The 19,200-nt window shown below is 52.6% G+C and carries 11 protein-coding genes; 5 read left to right on the top strand and 6 right to left on the bottom strand.

Annotated features, from left to right (window positions below):
- Positions 1–4 precede the first annotated feature (4 nt).
- Complete coding sequence (locus M2305_RS14380; protein ID WP_046901819.1) at positions 5–1,297, bottom strand: NAD(P)/FAD-dependent oxidoreductase; 1,293 nt, start codon at positions 1,295–1,297, stop codon at positions 5–7.
- Positions 1,298–2,211: 914 nt separating this feature from the next.
- On the opposite strand from M2305_RS14380, the gene M2305_RS14375 reads away from it, so the two are divergent.
- Positions 2,212–4,428 (top strand): beta-N-acetylhexosaminidase, encoded by a 2,217-nt coding sequence (locus M2305_RS14375; protein ID WP_264649778.1) that lies wholly within the window; start codon positions 2,212–2,214, stop codon positions 4,426–4,428.
- A 125-nt stretch (positions 4,429–4,553) separates the two neighbouring features.
- Here M2305_RS14375 and nagB read toward each other — a convergent pair whose 3' ends face one another.
- The 4 genes from nagB to M2305_RS14355 form a co-directional block, all read right to left on the bottom strand.
- Entirely contained in the window at positions 4,554–5,351 is a 798-nt protein-coding gene (gene nagB / locus M2305_RS14370; RefSeq protein ID WP_264649777.1) for a glucosamine-6-phosphate deaminase, read from the bottom strand.
- Positions 5,348–6,598: a glucose/galactose MFS transporter gene (gene gluP / locus M2305_RS14365; RefSeq protein WP_264649776.1), complete on the bottom strand. Its 1,251-nt coding sequence runs from the start codon at positions 6,596–6,598 to the stop codon at positions 5,348–5,350. Before gluP ends, nagB begins: the two co-directional genes overlap by 4 nt.
- Positions 6,599–6,720: 122 nt before the next feature.
- The gene (locus M2305_RS14360) at positions 6,721–9,141 is read right to left on the bottom strand and encodes a TonB-dependent receptor (RefSeq protein WP_264649775.1); all 2,421 of its coding nucleotides are present in this window, start codon (positions 9,139–9,141) and stop codon (positions 6,721–6,723) included.
- A 206-nt stretch (positions 9,142–9,347) separates the two neighbouring features.
- Positions 9,348–10,487, bottom strand: coding sequence for an ROK family transcriptional regulator (locus M2305_RS14355; protein ID WP_046901815.1), 1,140 nt, complete (start codon positions 10,485–10,487; stop codon positions 9,348–9,350).
- A 216-nt stretch (positions 10,488–10,703) separates the two neighbouring features.
- Between M2305_RS14355 and M2305_RS14350 the strand changes: the two genes are divergently transcribed.
- From M2305_RS14350 to M2305_RS14330, 4 genes are all read left to right on the top strand, one after another.
- A complete protein-coding gene (locus M2305_RS14350) occupies positions 10,704–11,612 on the top strand; it encodes an ROK family protein (protein ID WP_264649774.1) in 909 nt (302 codons plus the stop codon).
- Between the two features lie 312 nt (positions 11,613–11,924).
- A complete protein-coding gene (locus tag M2305_RS14345) occupies positions 11,925–12,869 on the top strand; it encodes a sugar phosphate isomerase/epimerase family protein (protein WP_264649773.1) in 945 nt (314 codons plus the stop codon).
- A complete protein-coding gene (locus M2305_RS16250; protein WP_276556469.1) occupies positions 12,866–14,533 on the top strand; it encodes an FAD-dependent oxidoreductase in 1,668 nt (555 codons plus the stop codon). Before M2305_RS14345 ends, M2305_RS16250 begins: the two co-directional genes overlap by 4 nt.
- Before the next feature lie 52 nt (positions 14,534–14,585).
- A complete protein-coding gene (locus M2305_RS14330; protein ID WP_264649772.1) occupies positions 14,586–15,926 on the top strand; it encodes an MFS transporter in 1,341 nt (446 codons plus the stop codon).
- A gap of 179 nt (positions 15,927–16,105) precedes the next feature.
- Here the strand turns inward: M2305_RS14330 and M2305_RS14325 are convergent, their stop codons facing one another.
- A complete protein-coding gene (locus M2305_RS14325) occupies positions 16,106–19,198 on the bottom strand; it encodes an efflux RND transporter permease subunit (protein WP_264649771.1) in 3,093 nt (1,030 codons plus the stop codon).
- Positions 19,199–19,200 lie beyond the last annotated feature (2 nt).

Genomic DNA, 19,200 nt, shown 5'->3' with positions numbered 1-19,200 from the left:
GCGTTTAGTCCAGTCGCACAGAAGGTCGTACGAAACCTTCGACCCAATCCGAATAACAAGAAATCAGACCGCGATAGAGGCCAAAAATTTCGACTTGATGCTTTCTGTAGAGCATCAGGTGTCCAAGCCTCGCTGACAAACCATGAGACACGCCACCACCCCACACGGTGCCTCCGGGGAGCGCTGCCCAGCCGTTGTATTTCCCCAAGGCGACAATGGCGCCCTTGTTATGGAAAATACAGGCAGGAACCTTCTGGCCCTTTTCGATCCAGGCAGGCAGGTAACGTGCGAGATGCCGAGCCTGCTGTCTGGCAACCTGCGCGGTTGCGGGAAGGGGATCATTCTCGATGAATGAGCAGTCTCCCATGGCAAAAATTCTGTCATCTGCGATTGAAGACAGGTTTGGATTGACCAGGATCTGCCCAGTTTTATTCAGAGCAAGCCCACCATAAGTTGTCGTAACTTCGGGAGCTTTTACACCTGCAGCCCAGACCCGAAGTTTTGCCGAGACTTGGGACCCGTCTTTCAGGACGAAACCTGTTGAGTTTGCCCCCGCGACACGTGCTGATGTTCGAACCGTTACCCCAATCCGTTCCAGTTCCTGTTGGGCTGCTGCGGACACTGATTCCGGAAAGGCCGGAAGAATACGTGGCCCTGACTGGAGGAGCGTGACACGCAGTTTCGGTGGCGGTTTGCCAAAAGCATGGAGGTTATAAGGCCCGACTATTTCGAGTGCTTTGTGTAATTCTGCGGCGAGTTGGGTGCCCGTTGCGCCGCCGCCAACAATTGCAATATCCAGTTCCGAATTATTCGCGAATGATCGTAGAAGCTCCATTCGAAATTTTTCATTGAAAGCATTTGCTTCGACCAGGTTATCAATGGAAAGACAGTGTTCCTTGACGCCTGGTGTGCCGAAATCATTGGCGCAACTACCAATAGCGATGACTATGGTGTCATACTTAATGGTTCGGCTTTCCAATACCACCGTCCCATCGGAAGCATGAAGAGGGCTGAGGACAACTTCATGCTTTTCTCGATCAAGTGATACAACTTCTCCCGGCCAGAACTCGAAGTGATGGCCGCTGGCCTGAGTGATGAAATTGATACGATCGTTTTCGTTTCCCACTGTGCCTGACGCAAAGCAGTGGAGCATTGGTTTCCAAACATGGGAAAAGCTTTTGTCGATCAGCGTAATGCGGGCTTTTCCCGGTTTTCCCATGGCTTTTCCAAGCCGCGTCGCGAGGGCTAGGCCTGCAACGCCACCACCAACAATCAGAATTTCAGATTTAGACGCCATTGATTTTCTCGCCCCCTTTATAGGAGTCAGGCACAAGGAAGTGATACAGAACATTTCCGGGGAGAGTAGAAGCCGGATGAACTGGCCACGAACGTTGTGGTGGACATTAGAATTTTTTGAAATTCTAGAAAGTAATATTCTGGTGATTTCATATTTATGGCGCGAGCCTTATTGCGGATGCACAATTATTTACTTTGATTAAATCTAAATACAAACCTATTTTTTTGATAAAATATATGTGAAATTAGAATATATATTTCTATTATTTGCGATTGTTTTTGTGCAAATTCATCGTGGGTGATTGTTGTATCCATAAAAGACAGCATTCTTTTCCGTCTTTGACTGTGCAAAGGGTTGCCTGTCTTTCCTTCCAAAGGAAACATGTCGCGAGAATGATTTTCCTGATTCAAAAATCATGCATCTTCGTTTTTCTACAGGCAGCGCTCTCATGCTGAAGCGAGGAGGATTATCTTTTGAGTGGAGCAAACGACTAATGAAAAACGATGGATGCATCGTTTTCTAAGTCATCCACGAGCTTCAAAATTGTGGTGTGTATGAACCCAAATAGGGCTCTGAGAGGGGCTTTATCCGCTCTTGATTAAGTTTTTCGCCTAAACAATCTTGGCGTCGTTAATGCAACATGAAAATCTATTGACAGAGATTTAATTCCTATCCCGTAATAAGAATACAAAAAATCTTTCGGGGGAGTAGTGAAGAAATGACGTCGAATGAGAGACTTTGTTCTGAATTATGGCCGAAGTTTTTCCCTTTTTAAGCCCCCCCCCTGACTGCATCGATGAGCCTGACGCATTGACGCAGTTATGACGTCTTCGGATCACCGCCCCGAGACTCTGTCTCATGAAGTTTTATGTGAACCGCGAAAATCTCTCCTAACTGATCAGGAAAAACAGTTTGTGAAAAAACACCTTCAGCACGCTCTCGCACTTTCTGGGGTCTTGCTCAGTAGTGTCTGCGCATTTTCCGTGTCTCAAGCGCATGCGCAATCCCAGGAGGCATTGTCTTCCAGCCCGGTTTTGCTCCCTGTTCCCGCCCACATGAGTTTGAGCGGTCGATCCGTTCCATTTCAAGGTGTGAAGATTGTTTGGGACGGAAAAGCCACAGCTCTTGAGCAGCGAGCCGTGGCCCGGTTTCTCGGCCGACTGGAAAAATTATATGGCGGTTCAGACAGTACCGAACCCAAAACCGTCCTGCATATTCGAGCCGGGCAGGACCCTGCTTATCTGACGGTAAATGAACGGGAAGGATACAGTCTGTCCGTAAAGGGGCAGAACATTCAACTTGAGGCAGTTGGACCAGCAGGGGTGATCCACGGCCTCGCTACTCTTCTGCAACTTGTGCAGGCAGGTCCATCAGGTCGCCAGCTTGCTGAGGGTGATATTCAGGATGCCCCGCGGTTCTCTTGGCGTGGTCTCATGATTGATGTCTCCCGACATTTCATGTCTGTCGAGACTATGGAGCGCCAGCTTGATGCGATGGAGCTCACAAAGCTCAACGTTCTACACTGGCATCTGAGTGATGGGACGGGCTTCCGGATCCAGAGCCTTCGTTACCCGAAGCTTCAGGATGTTGGCGCGCATCACCAGTATTATACGCAATCTCAGGTCCGGAGCATTGTCCAATATGCTGCCGATCGTGGGATCAGGGTGGTTCCGGAGATCGACATTCCCGGGCATACGCTCTCCCTGTTGCAAGCCTATCCAGAGTTGGCAGCGCAACAACCCGTGCTAGTGACTGATGCCGCGGGCAGAGCATGTACGACGAGTTCAGCGGATGGGCAGACAACGACGAACTGTAGCCGAAGGCCCAATCTGAATAACGCAGCACTGAACCCGGTTAGCCCGCAGGTCATTGATTTTGCGGCAAATCTCTATGCCGAAATCGGAAGGCTTTTTCCGGATCGCTACATCCATTCGGGTGGGGACGAGGTTCAGGATCAGCAGTGGCTGGATAACCCGGCGATTGTCTCTTACATGAAGGCCAATGGATATAAGGATGTCCCGGCGCTTCAGGCAGCCTTCACGGCCAAGATTGAAAAGGCTTTGGCCGCGCAAGGCAAGATCATGATGGGTTGGGACGAAGTTAGCGAAGCGCCTATCCCGAAAGATGTTGTGGTTGAAGTCTGGCGAAACGCGAAATGGACTGGATCTGCCACGAAGGCTGGCCATCCGGTAGTAGTGTCTGCCGGATACTATCTGGATCTTCTGTACTCCTCAGCCAACCACTATGCCGTTGATCCGGATGCGACGCGCCCGGCTAATATAAGCGCTGAAGATGCCGAGCGGCTGCGTCATCAAACGCTGGATCGCCTAGAACGTGCTTTTGCTCCAGATCCGGATATGGCGCCTCTGGACGAAGCCCAACGCAAGCTGGTCCTGGGCGGGGAAGCGCCGTTGTGGGCGGAAATTGTATCTGATGAGATGCTGGATGCACGGCTATGGCCGCGTTCGGCAGCGATTGCTGAACGCTTCTGGTCGCCGGAAACAGTTCAGGATGTTGACGATCTGTATCGTAGGCTTCCCGTTGTCATGAATGAACTCGAGAGCACGGGCCTTCTCGCACGCGAGCATACGGACCGGATGATTGCAGAACTCACACCGAGCAACATTACTCCACTTACGGTGCTAACGTCCGTAACCGTGCCGGTACAGAACTACGCGTTGAACCATTTGGCAGGCCCCACAGGGGATGCGATGCTCAAAAGTCCAGCCGCTATTGCGTCACCGGATAGCTTCAGCGCCATAGAATTCAACGCTCTGGCGAAGCACTATGCCGCGGGGGACAAGAGTGCCGCCGCTCAGCTTCGAGCTTCCTTGAGTGTCTGGGCAGCTAATGATGCAGCTTATGAACAAGTTGCGACGACGCCTCAGCTCCAGTTGGCTGAGCCTGTCTCCAAGCAGCTCTCTCAATTGGCACAGATCGGGCTGGAGGCAATGGAACCTGGAGCTCATAATCGTGCCTGGCACAAAAAGGCTCAGCAGTTGCTGGCGGAACAGGATTTGACGTTGATCGACCCGACAAGCTTTGCAGGAAAGGAACGCGTTATTCCGCCGAGCGGTTTGCTGATTGCTATCGTTCCAGGAATTCACGCACTGGTTCAAAGCGCAAGGTAAGGTTTGCTATTTCCGGCGCAACGGGGTTCATACCCAGCGCCGGATTAAGTCGTCTGTTTCTATTATGGTCGTGAACATGATGAGAATTGACGGGGCAGAGAACAAAAATCTTGCCCCGCTATGACTTATAAACAATCCATCAGAGCCATCAGTTCAGGATCGTGCTTCATTTGCCAATCGATGGCTTCGCGCGCAACGAGCGCAGATGCTGCATCTTTATCTAAAATGACCAGGCAGGATGGATGGTATTGCAATGCTGATCCTGGCACAGCTGCAGTAACAGGCCCTTCAATCATCTGTGCTGCAATTTGCGCCTTAGATGGGCCAGTGACGACCATGAGAGCCATATGTGACTCAAGAATTGTTGCTGTTCCCATCGTGATGGCCCGAGAGGGAACGCTGTCTGGGTTGCCCCCAAACATCTCCGCGTTCTGCTCAAGCGTGGTCTGAGCAAGAGTGATGGCGCGTGTTCGGCAGTTCAGTGAAGAAAGTGGTTCATTAAACCCGATATGCCCGTTTTGGCCTAACCCAAGAAGTTGAAGGTCGATACCTCCAGCCCGAGCAATAGCGGCTTCGTAATTTTTGGCTTCTGCATCTACGTCACTTGCCGCACCATTAGGAACGTGCGTGCTGTTCGGCGAAACATTAACTTTCGAAAACAAATGCTCTTGCATATAGTAATGGTAAGACTGCTTGTTCGCAGCATCTAGCCCGATATATTCATCCAGATTGAATGTTGTTACGGACGAAAAATCCAAATTGCTTTCACGGTGTTCCGTGACAAGAAGCTTATAGATTGCTTCCATTGTGCGCCCAGTTGCGAGCCCAAGGACGGATGTGGGTTTCTTTACTATCTGACGCTTCAAAACATGGGCGGCGGCAGTTCGAGCGGATGCCGCATCCGGGCAAATCAAGATTTTCATGCCTCGGGAGCTCCTGCAGGCGTTTTGACAAGGTTAGCGAGCGTTGGTTGAGTTTTTATCAGGATAACAGTCATCCAAAGCCCGATGAAGAGGTAGGATGGGATTACTAGTCCCATAAAGGCCGATGTTGTTCCGAGTTCTGGGATCAGATGAACAAATATCTGAGGGAGCACAGCCCCTCCGGAAAAGGCCATGACCAGGAAGGCTGTTGCCTTTGCGCCGTCTGCCCCGGCTTCCGCGAGTACAATGGGGAAGAGGGCGGGTAGGATCATGGCGTTGGTGAAGCCCAGTAATGCTACACACAACACGGGTGCGATCCCATGTGTTGTTAGCGCTATCAGGCAGATGAGGACCCCAACAATGCAAGACACAATCATGTAGCGTTCCTGGCTAATAAACCGCGGAACGACGACCATACCAACAAGATATCCAGCCATCATTGATGCGAGGGTCATGGCCGTCAGGTACTTGGTTACATCGAGAGAGAGGCCATAAGAACGCCCAAAAAGCCCAATCGCGTCCCCTGCCAAAACCTCGATACCCACGTAGAGGAACATGGCGAGCACCCCAGTGGCTAGTCTCAGCGAATTCCTGCGGCGCCCTGGCCTTTGTGCCGGAACGTCTTGCTCCATTGTAATTTCAGGGAGAGAGGATCGCGCGACAAGAAATGCGAGCAGCCCGAGCAGGCCAGCCATCACGCGGTACGGCGTGTGTACGGCATTGGTAAAGCCTGTAAGTATAGCGTCGCGTTCCGGTCCGGCAGGTGTGTTATGGATGCTAGCCGCAACGTCTCCGACGTGCGGCATGACAATAATCGCGAACAGAGCAGGGGCTACAATGCCTGCGAACTTGTTCGCCACCCCCATAATGGCAATTCGCTGAGCCGCACGGTCGTGATCGCCAAGGAAGCTGACATAGGGATTGATCGTGATCTGAAGGAGGGAGAGGCCTGCGCCAATCACTGTCAATCCGCTGAGCGCCCCCGCATACCAACGTGCGTTAACACACTCCCCGAACAGGCCGGTGCCAAGAGCCATAATGGCCAGCGATACAACCAGGCCATGTCTCAAGCCAATCCGCTTGGATAGCAAGGTCGCCGGAAGGGGAAAGACAAAATATGCAAGATAAAAACACACGGGAACAAGAAAGGACGCCACGTCACTAAGGTTGAAAGCAACCTGTACAAAAGTGATAAGGGGCCCATTCAGCCAGGTAACAAACCCTATGCTGAAAAAAAGGGCGGCCATGATAAGAACAGGCCGCCATCCATAAGCCCCGGCAGGGCTCGATATGGGAAACTTGAACAAAAGATCGCCCTCTCAATAGGCTGCTGACCAGTATTGATGTGATCAGCAGCCTGTCGTGGGAATTAGAAGCCTGTGGAAAGCGAGACCATCGCCGCGAACACGCCACCAACATAATAAACTGGTGCGCTGGCATTTGCGGTCGCACCTGTGGATGTCAGGTGGGCCTTGGCGTTGGAGGTGTAGCTCGAACCGGATAGATAATGGTTGTCGCCAAGATTGGTGAGGTTCAACTGAATCTGTGGGTGCTTGATACGCCCATACGAGTTCATACGGTAACCAAGTGCGATGTTTGACGTAATGTACGATGGCATCTTCTGGTCGTTCATGAACGTCGTGTACTGGGAGTCCACATATCGCAGATCAAAATTGCCGAAGAAGTGCCCGTCATCATAGTTCAGGCCGACTGCAGCGGTGAACTTCGGGGCGCCAACTGCAATCTTGCCGGCCGTCGGCAGGAGACCGCTGCCTGTGTTGAAGTCATTATCAAACGTTGAGTGCAGGAACTGACCAGACACATAGGGGCTGAAGTGGTGCCAGCGCGCTAGTCCAAATTCGGCCTGAACACCACGAGACGTCTGGCCACCAATATTGATCGGGGACGCAACCATCATGTTCGTACCCGGGATGTAGCCCGTTGATGTAACCTGATGGTTCGTGATGTTGATGTTAAACAGTGATATCGCAAAGTTGTAGAGTTTGTCCTGATGACGATAGCCAATTTCTTCGCTGATCGAGTATTCAGGTTTTAGGCTCTGCGGCTGCATCACGGCATGGGCGGAATTCGGGTCGAAAATCTGGGAATAAGCTTCAACAGACTCTGGCGCACGGAAAGACGTGGTGCCGTTGATATAGATCTGATCCTGCTTGGTGATCTGATAGCTGGCAGAGAACTGCGGCAGCGGCTCGAAATAGTTGCCCTGCATCTTGTAGGGATCAGCGCCTGGGATCAGGTTGGTACCCTGACGTGACACCATAGCAACCCGGAAGCCTGCGCTAAGCGTCAGTTTGTCGTTCAGGAGCTTCTGGGTGTCAGCAATAAACAGCGTGTTGACCTGCTGCATGAAATTCAGGTCGTAACCGGACAAGATCTTGCCGTTCAGTCGGATTACGCCACCTGAGAGGCCCACACCGTTTGCGTTGACAGGCGTGAAATCTGAAAGCTCTTCATGTGTTGTATACGCGTACCACCAGCCGAACGAAAACGTATTGCTTTTGCTGATGTTCCAGTCTGCGGAAGTATTGAGGCCACCAGTCTTCTGATTCCAGGGATCACGGCTGGACGTCAGGATGTTGCCATTCACAACCGTTCCACGGTCAAGATTGCCGTATTGTTGTGTTCCGTAATATCCGCCACTCGCAGGAATGTTCTCGCCACCAAGAGAGGGGCCGAACTGGTGCACATAGTAGGGTGTTACCTGGAGATGCAGGTGATCTGAGAGTGTGAAGTGCATCGGCACGACGACGAGCTGCTGATTCAGGTTCTGCTGGTTCAGCTTGTAATAAGAGGCATTGCCCGGAGAGAACGTCGGGGAATAGGCAAATCCGACGCCGTATTGCTTCCACTGCGCCATCGTTGGCGAACGCCATGATGTTGCCTGCTGACGGTTATAGGAAAACATTGCAGAAATACTGTTTCCGTCGCCCCATTCTTTTACGAATTTTGAATCGACGTGATACCGGAATAGGCCCCCGGGTCCACGGGCACCATTATTATAGCTGGTGTGGGAGAACGACACGAACCCACGGATGCCCGAGTTTCCAATATTGCCTGTTTCGAGGCGAAGAAATTCTTTGTTAAAGCTGTGCGTACCACCAGCAACGTCGATGAAGCCACCAGCCTTCCTGGAAGGATTAAGGGCCGACGCCGTGATCTGGCCACCAACGGCATTGTAAAACGGAGCATTCAGGTCAGGCGAGCCCTGAGAAACAGTAACAGCCCCAAGGTTCTCTGTATCAACCAGCGTACTGGTATAAGGCGCGTAGTTAATCGGATCGGCCAGGGGGGCGCCTTCGAACAGATAACCGATCTGCGTCTCATTCAGTCCGCGCATCTGGATATGATCGCCAGTCATGCCATAAGGATCCTGACTCGAGACTGTAACGCCAGGAAGATCCGCAACCAGTGACGTAATGTTGGAAGACGGCGACTGCTTGGCGATGAAGTCACGCGTGACACCACTCTGCGACCGCGGAGCCGTCTGGTGCGGCATGAGACCGCCGCCAGGAGTGCGGTTCGTAACACCTGTTGCCGACAGGGCATGAGTCGTAACGGAGATCTCTTCTACCGACGGGGTGAATTGCCCCAGAACAGAAGGGCCTGGGCTTGAAGAGTTGGAATGTCGCGACGTGACAGAAGCCTTGGTTGTCGAGGAGCCCTTGGATGAGGCGGGGGCAGCTTTGTTATCCTGTGCGTTAGCACTCACGCTCACGAGGCTGGCCATCGTGACACAGGAAACCAAAAGCTGACGGAATGTTATGCGCATTGTGACAACTCCACTCTACGGCCCGTCTCAGCGCCGATCTTTCGTTTCTTTATGGCAATCATCATGCAGAGCCGTGTTTTAGTACGCAATAGGTCTCAAAGAAGCGAAACTTAATTCATAATGCGAACAAAACAATTTTCGATCTGCATTCAAAACTGTTGCTAAAAAAGCACGAATTTTGGTGGTTTCTTTTGTCTGGGGCGGCTTCAAACGTCGTCTTGGCCAAAAATGAAATATCGTGCGGCCAAACTTGCCGCCCCTCTCGCAAAGCTATCTGGTTCAAAATCGCGGAAATGGATCATGGTCCGAGCGCCAACGCGGTTCAGAATGTGGGATTCTGCTTCGTGGAGAAGTGCATGCCCGTAGACCCCGTTTCTCAGTGCTGTGTCGAGCATGACCACAACGTGGCTTGGATCCAGCATCTGGATGAGTTGCGCCGTCGCGATACCCATGGCCGATCCTGCGCGATGCAGAATTGTCAGTGCTTCAGGGTTGCCGCTTGTAGCCAAGGTTGTGAGCTCCTGAGCGCTGGTTGGAAGCCCGATCTTTCGCGCTGAATTGGAGATGGCGAGCAGGGAAGCAACTGTCTCCAGGCACCCTTTGTTACCGCATCGGCAAGGAAGGGCATCGGAATTTTCCAGTGTTACCGGAGCGTGTGAGATTTCTCCGGCTCCGCCCGAGTTTCCCCAGAGTAGTTTCCCGTTGACGATATGCGCACAGCCGATGCCGTGGCTGACGAAAACCATGCTAAAATCGGGGCTGCCTCTGAGCGGCCCAAAGAGTTCCTCACCAAGGATCAGGGCCTTGGCATCGTTTTCAACCCATGTCGGTAGCCCGGTCTTCTCTGCCATTGCCGTGCCGATGTTGACGTCCCTCCACCCCAGGGCAGTGCAAGCGACGCAGGTATGTCTGTCTCGAGAGACGAACCCGGGAAGCGCAATTCCAATCCCGGAAAGCTTGTCTCCGGCTTCTCCCATCGTCTGACGTAGTTGCTCAGTTGCTCTGGCAAGGGCGCTGATGCACTCATCTGGATCCGTAGGGCGAGGCAACTCTACACGTGCATGTACTGTTCCGTGCAGATCGGTCAGCACGAGCACCATCGGGTCGTCCTGCATAGAAATGCCTATGAACCAGGCAGCATCCGCTCTGACGGCCAGGGAGACAGACGGCCGACCTACTCCGAAAACGAGTTCCCGTTCAGAAAGGATGTCTTTGTCGAGGAGGTCTCGGACTAACCCGGAAATAGTCGCTTTGCTTAGCCCCAGGAATTGAGCCAGCTCGGTTCGACTTTTTGAGCCTTCACGACTGAGAGTGCTGAGGATCTGGTAGTGGCCGGCTGAAAGCATTGGTTTTCCTGCTCGTCTCGCAGGAGACGCTAGGTGTGAGATAATTTTTTATCTAAATTATAAACCGTAGAATTACATCAACATATTTACAAAGAACGTCTCGCTCTTTAACCGGATAACGAACGTGGTGAATCTGCCTCACTAAAATCGCTTCGCCTACGAGACTGCTATTGCACGTTTCAGACGGGGCTGCCTCATTCTTAAGCGGACGCATATATGATTCTCTGTGCAGACATAGGTGGTTCATTCATCGACTTTGCCGCTGTGAGGCCAGGAGGTAAACTAGAGTATAGAACCGCAGTGCCGACGCCAGTTAATGACCTGACCGCGTTTGTAGACGCTCTCGTCGAACTGTGTCGGCCATGGCCGGAAGTTCCCCTGCATATCGCAATTGCAGGTGTTGAAAATCCTGAAACTGGCATTGTTCATGCCGCCAATATTCCCTGCCTTAAGCAAGCGTCCTTAGGGGAGTTTTTACAAACCAAGGCCAATAGGCGAGTTCTGATTGCCAATGATGCAGATTGTTTTGCTCTTGCGGAAGCAAGATTTGGCGTCGCGAAGGGGCATCAAAACGTATTCGGCATTATTCTGGGAACGGGTATTGGTGGCGGCCATATACTCAGCGGGAAAATCGTAACTGGCCTGGGCGGTATCACAGGTGAATGGGGGCATTCTCCTACTGTGCTGCCACCGCCATTCATGAATTGTGAGCCTGATCATTCAAATATTGTTCCACTCTTTAAGTGTGGATGTGGGCAGGCAGGGTGCTTGGACACAATAGCAGGAGCCCGCGCGCTTGAGCGCCTGCACCTCTGGGCTGGAGGAGACGTTTCCGATAGCCGCAGCATTCTGACCGCGTGGGAAGGAGGAGACCTTCAAGCTGAAAGGACGATGGCGGTTTACCTGTCTTACGTTTCTGCTGCTCTCGCACATGTCGTTAACATTACGGGATGCACGATCATTCCGGTGGGAGGCGGCTTGGGCAACTCCAAGAGCCTTATAGCGGCGATTGATCGTGCCGTGAGGGAGAAAATTCTTTACCCGACTGAAGCGCCACTTCTTATTCAGGCAACACTCGGGACGGAAGCCGGATTGCTGGGGGCAGCCTGCCTCGCGGACGTGTAGGCGAACCCCCATTACCTATAAGGGCTTGTCTCTTGTATTCGAGGAATCTCATCATGGTTCATTCTCGCCTGATTATGTGCGGCGGAAGACCAGTTGAGTTTTTGGTATAGACAAAAGACACGATTGCGCGCCCAAGCCACTAAACCCAGTTAGACCCGCCCTGACTTTCAGCTCATTGTGTCCGCAAAATTGCAGTGACGTGCCTTATGGCAAACGATTGCACACAGTCCGTTCCTTCTTCATAATGAACTTCATCTCAAGTGCGTCTATTCCGATCCTCAGCTTTAGAGAGCGGCAACAGAAAGAGCCTGTATGAAAACCGGGACTGATCTGATCACGTTTTATAATCCCGAGTTCTGGGGGGTAAATTCCGAAGACGAAATCGCACGTCTCGCAGAAAAAGACCCTTTCGTCTTCTGGACAAAAATTCTGGATACTCAGGCAGGAACGGGTGTAAGCGGGATAGAGCTGACATTTCCTCCATTTGACTGGAAAAGTGCGACTAAAGCCTTCGGCTCCAAAAAAAATCTGGCGCAGGAACTGAAAAATAGAGGTCTTTCTATATGGTCCAGCTTTTTCGCAGACCTCGACCGTATTCCACTGTCCGAACACCGCGCGGCAGAAGAGCAGATTCTCACATCGGTTGCCGAAGCAGCAGCATTCCTGTCTTCCGTTGGCGGAAAAGTGCTGGTTGTCGGCCTTCCTTGCCGTACGACATGGCTTTCTGAGCCGGTTCAGTTTGTCGATATGGCACTTGCCCCGCCTATGGCGGATCTGTTGAATCGTATGGGGGCTGTGACTGCTCGTTCTGGCGTAGCGCTCGCATTGCACACCGAAGCAAATTCCGTCTTTTGCGCTCCACGGGATGTGGATCTGTTCATGCTTCTAACTGACCCACGCTATGTTTCTCTCTGTCTGGATCCTGCGCACATTACCATTGAGGGTGGAGATCCGGTTAAACTCCTTGAGCGACATCTTGAGCGTGTGGTGGCGATGCATTGGAAAGATGCGTCAGGTGTGATGCCGATCTCAGTTGAAATCAATGAGACCATTTATGCCCAGCATCGACCGTATTTCCGTCCGATAGGACAGGGAAGCGTCAATTTTGTGGAGTTGGCCACTCGATTAAAAAAATCTCCCCTAAAATATGGCCCAATTCTGGAAATGGATTCCTGCGCTAATCCAGAAGAGGCGCTGAAAGACGGCGTTCAATTCATCAACACGATTTATGACAGCCTTGAAGGGGAGTCTGCATGAACCGCACCGTGTATGATGTGATCGTTGTGGGATCCGGTGCTGCTGGAAGTTTCGCTGCAAAAGAGCTCGCCGAACAGGGTCTATCGGTGTTGGTTCTGGAGGCTGGCCAGCGGCTTAGGCAATCTGATGTCGAGCCACGTTCTGGTCGAAACTGGTCTCATACAGCCCTTTTTCCTCGTGTGAAGGCAACGCTCTTGGGGCAGCCTATTCAGGCCCGCGTCGCATTTTTCAAAGAGCAGCTCCGGCATCTTTTCGTCAATGATTGGGCACATGGCTACACGACACCGAAAGACAGGCCGTTTCTCTGGATCCGCGGCAGGCAGACAGGGGGGCGATTACACGTCTTTGGGCGCGTTCTATTTCGTTGGTCCGATACAGACTTTAAAGGGCGAAGTCTTGGAACGGGACCTGAAGACTGGCCATTGTCCTACGCTGACATTGCGCCGTTCTATGAGAAGGTTGAGCGTTTCCTTGGAATTTGCGGGAATGATGACGGTGTAGAGACCGCGCCCGACGGAATCATGGCAGAGCCTGCGATCCTGACGCCGGCAGAAAAAGGATTTCGAGCTGCTCTGAAGGCACGGTGGGCAGATCGACACACAGTGGCGTGGCGGTTCAACCGTTACAAAAGCTCCCCTTTGCCTGCTGGCTTAGAAGCGGCTCTAGCGAGTGGCCGCACGACACTTCAGTCTGAAGCGATTGTAGATAGGATTGAAAGTGATTCAGACAGCGGGAGAGCGACAGGCGTAACATTTGTCCATCGCCGCACTCGCAAACGGCACACGATCTCTGCAAAAGCCGTTGTTATCTGCGCTTCCCCCATTGAAAGTGTCCGGCTGCTTCTGAATTCCCGTAGTGCAAGACATCCTTCCGGGCTCGGAAACAGTTCGGGCGTCCTAGGCCGATATTTTATGGATCAATGCGCCAGCCTGATGTTTGGGCGCTGGCCTGCGATCGCGCGTGAAGGCCAGCCGGAAACTCTTCCAGAACATCCTTTATTTGGCGCGACCGGGGGAATGTATGTGCCTCGATATGAAAATATCGCTGATCATCGCGATGCCTCTTTCACCGGTGGCTATACTTATCAGGGATCGATTGGGCGTTATGCTGGACCGGATGCGCAGGGATATCTGCCTGTCACCATGATGTGCTTCGGTGAAATGCTTCCTTATGAAGATAACCGGATTACGCTGAATTATTCTAGAAAGGATCGATGGGGTATTCCTCTCCCTCACATCAGTTGCGGCATCCATTCCAACGAGCGGGCGATGTTAAAGCGCCAAATCCAGGATAGTGCTGACATGATAGAAAGTGGCGGCGGGTTGGTTGATTTCTGGGCTTCCCCCTTAGGTTTAGGGCAGAAAGGCGCTGGGATGTATCCCGCACAAGTCTGGCCAATCCGGTGGTTCATGCGCAAAATGTTTCCGAAAAGTCTGGTAGTGGGGGCCGCCATACATGAAAGTGGTGGCGCAAGAATGGGAAGCGACCCAGCGACTTCATATCTGAATCCGTATGGGCAATGCTGGGAAGTCCCCAACCTGTATGTCACGGATGCATCCAGCTTCCCGACAGGCGGATCACTCGGCACCACGTTAACAGTTATGGCGCTCAGTATTCGGGCGTGTGAGCATCTTGCTACAGAATTAAAAGCGGGGCGCCTCTAAAACAGAGTTTTGCAACACATTCAGGGTTTCCTTCTGCCATTGGAGAGTCGTAATGACAGGCCAGCCAAACGAGATCTCTCGTCGTGAAAAAGTGGCCTATGGTTGTGGAGACCTGTCTTCCAATCTGATGTGGGGTCTGACGTCAGCATATCTGATGTTTTATTACACCGATATCTACGGTATTCCGGCAGCCTCTGTCGCTTGGATCCTACTCATTGCACGCGTGTTCGATGCATTCTGCGATCCAGCAATCGGTTGGGTAGTGGATCGAAAAGGTGGACTCTTTATTCGGCCGCTGATCAGGAATTTGGCAATTCCGCTCGGTATTGCTGATTTTTTTTGTTTCCTGCCGTTACCGCTTTCGCCCACGGGAAAAATACTATGGGCAGGGGGGACGTATATTATATTCGGCGCCGTATATTCCTGTATCAACACGCCTTATGGTGCACTCGCTCCCATGATGACCAAGTCAGCGCGCGAACGGGTTGATCTGAATTCGTTCAGAATGATGGGCTGTCAGGTTGGGCAATTCTGTATTGCCGCGTTAACCATTCCCGCCATAACTTGGCTGGGAGGGGGGAGCAGCATAGCTCACCGGCAGCGGGGAATTACGATATTCGTCCTGCTACTTTCCTGCGTAGGTATTGTTCTATGGCGGATGGTATCCACAAATTGTGTTGCGCGTTATCCAACAACTCCTGCGCGCCATGACGTCCGTAAAACCTTAAGATTACTGTTTAAAAACAGGCTTTGGCTCATTTGCAACACTATCGTATTTCAACAGTTTATTGTCATTGCCGCACTTTACGGGTTTGCAATTTACTACGTGAAATGTGTGCTCGGTGGGACTGATGCCTTGGGCGGAGCGATCCTGACGCTTGCAAGTGTCTGCAGCTTTACAGGAGCATTCTTCTGTCCAATGAGCTCGCGCCGTTTCGGGATCATGAAGACAGCTTTTGCGGCAACAGTGCTCCAGGGCCTAGCTTATGTAACCATGCTCCTTTGCGGAGCATGGTTGCCGGGATTTTTGATAGCTTTTGTGGCGTTGGCTTTAGGGCAGGGGCTGATGTCCCCCATATCGTATGTTTTCCTTGCAGCCGCAATTGATAATGGCCGTGCGGTCGACGGGACCGGGGCCGCAGGTCTGGCGTATTCTATCAATACATTAATTTCAAAAGTGTCTATGGGCGTCACTGGCTTCGTTTTGGCACTCTGCCTGTCCTATGGTCACTATGACGCTACGTCTCAAATGACAAACCGAAGCACCGCCGCGTGGGTCACCGCAGGATTTGTTATTCTACCGCTGGTGTCCGTCATCATACAGTATGGCCTTTTACTGCTATGGAAATCAGTTCGAGGAACGGAGAACGAGCTTCTTGTTACTTCTCTTTGATCATGTCTTTACGGCAAAAAAAACAAAGTTTGTGTCAGAAGCTACGAATTTTCCGTCAGCCGTGATTGATGGTATATGTATGAAATAATCAGATAGTAAAGCAGTGAAGATGCGAAAAGTTAATTCTGCATCTTCACTGCTACTGGGACAGGTCTTCTGATACTGAGCCCCGCCGCAACTCAACCTGCGGAAGACGTAGGTTTCGCGCCTTTCAAATCTGATCGACGGCTGAAAAAGAACGCATAGAGGGACGGAAGGACCAGAAGCGTGAGCAGCGTTGACGACACCAGTCCACCAATCACGACGGTTGCCAGCGGCCGTTCTACTTCAGCTCCGGCACTCCCGGAAAATGCCATGGGAAAAAAGCCCAGGCTCGCCACGGACGCGGTTGCGATAACGGGGCGCAACCGAACCCGAGCAGCCTCGAATGCTGCTTGAGCGGCCTCCATGCCTTCATCCCGATAGGTCCGGATCTGGGACACCAAGACCACACCATTGAGGATGGCAACGCCAAACAGGGCAATGAAACCAATACCGGCTGCAATACTGAAAGGCATACCTCGTATGGCGAGTGCCAGAATGCCGCCCGTTGCGGCCACGGGCAGGTTGACGAACACCAGAGCTGCCGTACCCAAAGAAGAAAGTGCCGCCACCAAAAGGATAAAAATAAGGGCAAGCGCGATTGGCACGACGATAGCAAGCCGTCGGCTGGCAGATTCAAGGTTCCGGAACTGACCCGCCCAGGACATCCGGTATCCAGGGGGCAGGACAACCTGCTTTTCAACTGCTGCCTGTGCGGCCTTCACAAAGCTCGCGACATCTCGCCCACGGACGTTAGCCTGTACAATGATACGTCTGCGCAGGCTGTCACGATCTATGCGGGACGTCCCATCAACGAGCGAAATATGGGCAACTTCGTTGAGCAGAACCCAGCCGGCTCCATCTGCGCGTCGTACCTGGAGCCTGCCCACGCGATCCATGGATTTTACAGCGTCGCTCGCAAACTGCACCTGAGCCGGAATAATGGCGTTTTCCAGAGTAATGAACGTGCCTGTATGGCCGCCAATGGCCTCTATGGTTTGAAGAATGTCCGAGACATTCACACCGAGGCGAGCCGCTGAATCCCGATCTACGTCAACATGCATGTAGGACATCGTGCCCTCACTGGCGGAGTTCACATCCGCTGCACCCGGGACGCTGTTGATTGCCTTGATCGTTGTATTGGCCAGCCGTGACAGTGTCTCCAGGTCATCTCCGTAGATTGAAATTGCGAGCTGTGTTCTAACGCCGGAGAGGAGGTCGTCCATTCGCATCTGGATAGGCTGCGTCCAGGAGTAATCTGCGTCTGGCAGGCGCTCATTCAGGGCGGCGCTCATCTTTTTGACAAGCCCAGCTTCAGTCCCGGCCGTTGTCCATTCCGATCTGGGCTTGAGAAACACGAACGTATCTGTTTCAGCGGTACCCATAGGATCTGTGGGGATGGCCGAGGTTCCCGTGTTGCTGACCACAGTCGCAACGTCAGGGAAGCTCTTCAAAATACGCTCTTCCTCAGTCACGCCCCGTAAAACTGTATCCAGCGAGGCGCTCGGAAGCCGTAGCGATGTGACGAGGAGAGACCCTTCATCAAGCTGGGGAACAAACTCACCGCCAAGGCGTGACGCAACAAGTACAGCTATGGCGAATGTTGTGAGTGTAATGCCAGTCAGGAGTTTCGCGTGGTGTTCGCTCCAGGCAAGTGCGGGTTCGTAGTAGCGGCGTACAAATCGCACAAAGCGCGTTTCCCGATCGACCAGACCAAACCGCATGACCAATGCCGCAAGTGTCGGAATGCAGATAACGCAGTAAAGAAGGGACGCAACCAGCGCCATAATAACCGTCTGGGCCATTGGCCTAAACATCTTTCCCTCAATTCCCTGAAGGGTAAGGATGGGAAGATAGACGATAATGATGATGAAAATTGCGAAGCTGACAGGGCGGATAACACTCAGAAGTGCATGATGAGCGAGTGTTTTGAAGTCGTTCTTGTTGGTGGCTTTGTCCCGGGTGGCCAGAAGATGCTCCACGACGACGAGCGAACTGTCGACGATCATCCCGAAATCTATGGCCCCGAGGCTCAGCAGATTGGCGGATACTCCAAACCACCGCATACCCGCCATGGCGAAGATCAGGGCTGCCGGGATAACAGACGCGATGACAAAGGCAGCTCGCCAGTCACCCAAGACAACAATCAGAACGCCGATCACCAGAATGGCGCCGATCACCAGGTTTTCCTTGACCGTTCCGATTGTTTCAGAGGTCAGGCTGGCGCGCGTATAAAATGGGTCAAGCTTGATGCCGGGTGGAAGAGACTGCCGAATTTCTGGAAGGGCTGCATTGATCGCGTCCAGAGTGGCATTTGAGCTGGCCCCATTTTGCATCAGGACCACGCCATTGACGATCTCGCCCTTACCGTCACGCGTCACGGCACCCAGCCGCGTACGGGAGCCGAGAGCAACTTTCCCCATATCGCGGATCCGAATGACGTGCCCACGGGGGCCCATCTTGACGGGTATCAGGCCGAATGCGTCGAGGCCCGTCACCCGCGCACGGGCGACGATTACCTGCTGTTCGTCGTGATGAGCAATCCAGCCTCCACCGGACGATGCATTATTGGTTTCGATAGCCTGATCGATGTCCCGGATGGATACGCAGTATGCAACCATTCTGGACGGGTCGAGCGTCAGTTCGAAGGTCTCTTCCGCGCCACCATTGACATTGACGTCAACGACGCCCGGAACGAGCTTCAGCTGGGGCACAACGGTCCACGTCATGATCCGATTCAGATCAGTGAGGGAATAGCCTGCTCCCATGATCTGAATCTGCATGATCTCGCCCATACCGGTGGCAAGAGGGCCCATCGTGATGGATATTCCAGGAACCGAGATCGTATCCCGCGCCTGCTGCAGACGCTGACTGACCCGTGTTCGATCCAGATCAATGTCTGTTGCATCCGAGAACTGCAGATAGACAGCGGACACACCCGTACGAGACACAGACCGAAGGTCAGTGACCCCAGGTATCCCCGTGAGGTTTGTCTCAAGCGGGAAGGTGATAAGTTTTTCAACTTCCTCCGTTGCGAGACCCGGTGCCGTTACAGAAACCATGACCTGACGAGGAGAGATGTCTGGCACTGGTTCCACGGGCAAACCGGGAATAGTGAGAAGACCACCGACCAGCAGGGCGGCGACAAGGCCGAATAGGAGAAAGGTATTTTTCTGAATGAACGCCAGCATAT

Source organism: Gluconobacter cerinus (genome assembly GCF_025961355.1).
GTDB lineage: Bacteria > Pseudomonadota > Alphaproteobacteria > Acetobacterales > Acetobacteraceae > Gluconobacter > Gluconobacter cerinus.
The sequence above is the reverse complement of the archived record's forward strand: the minus strand, read 5'-3'. Positions and strand labels throughout refer to the sequence as shown.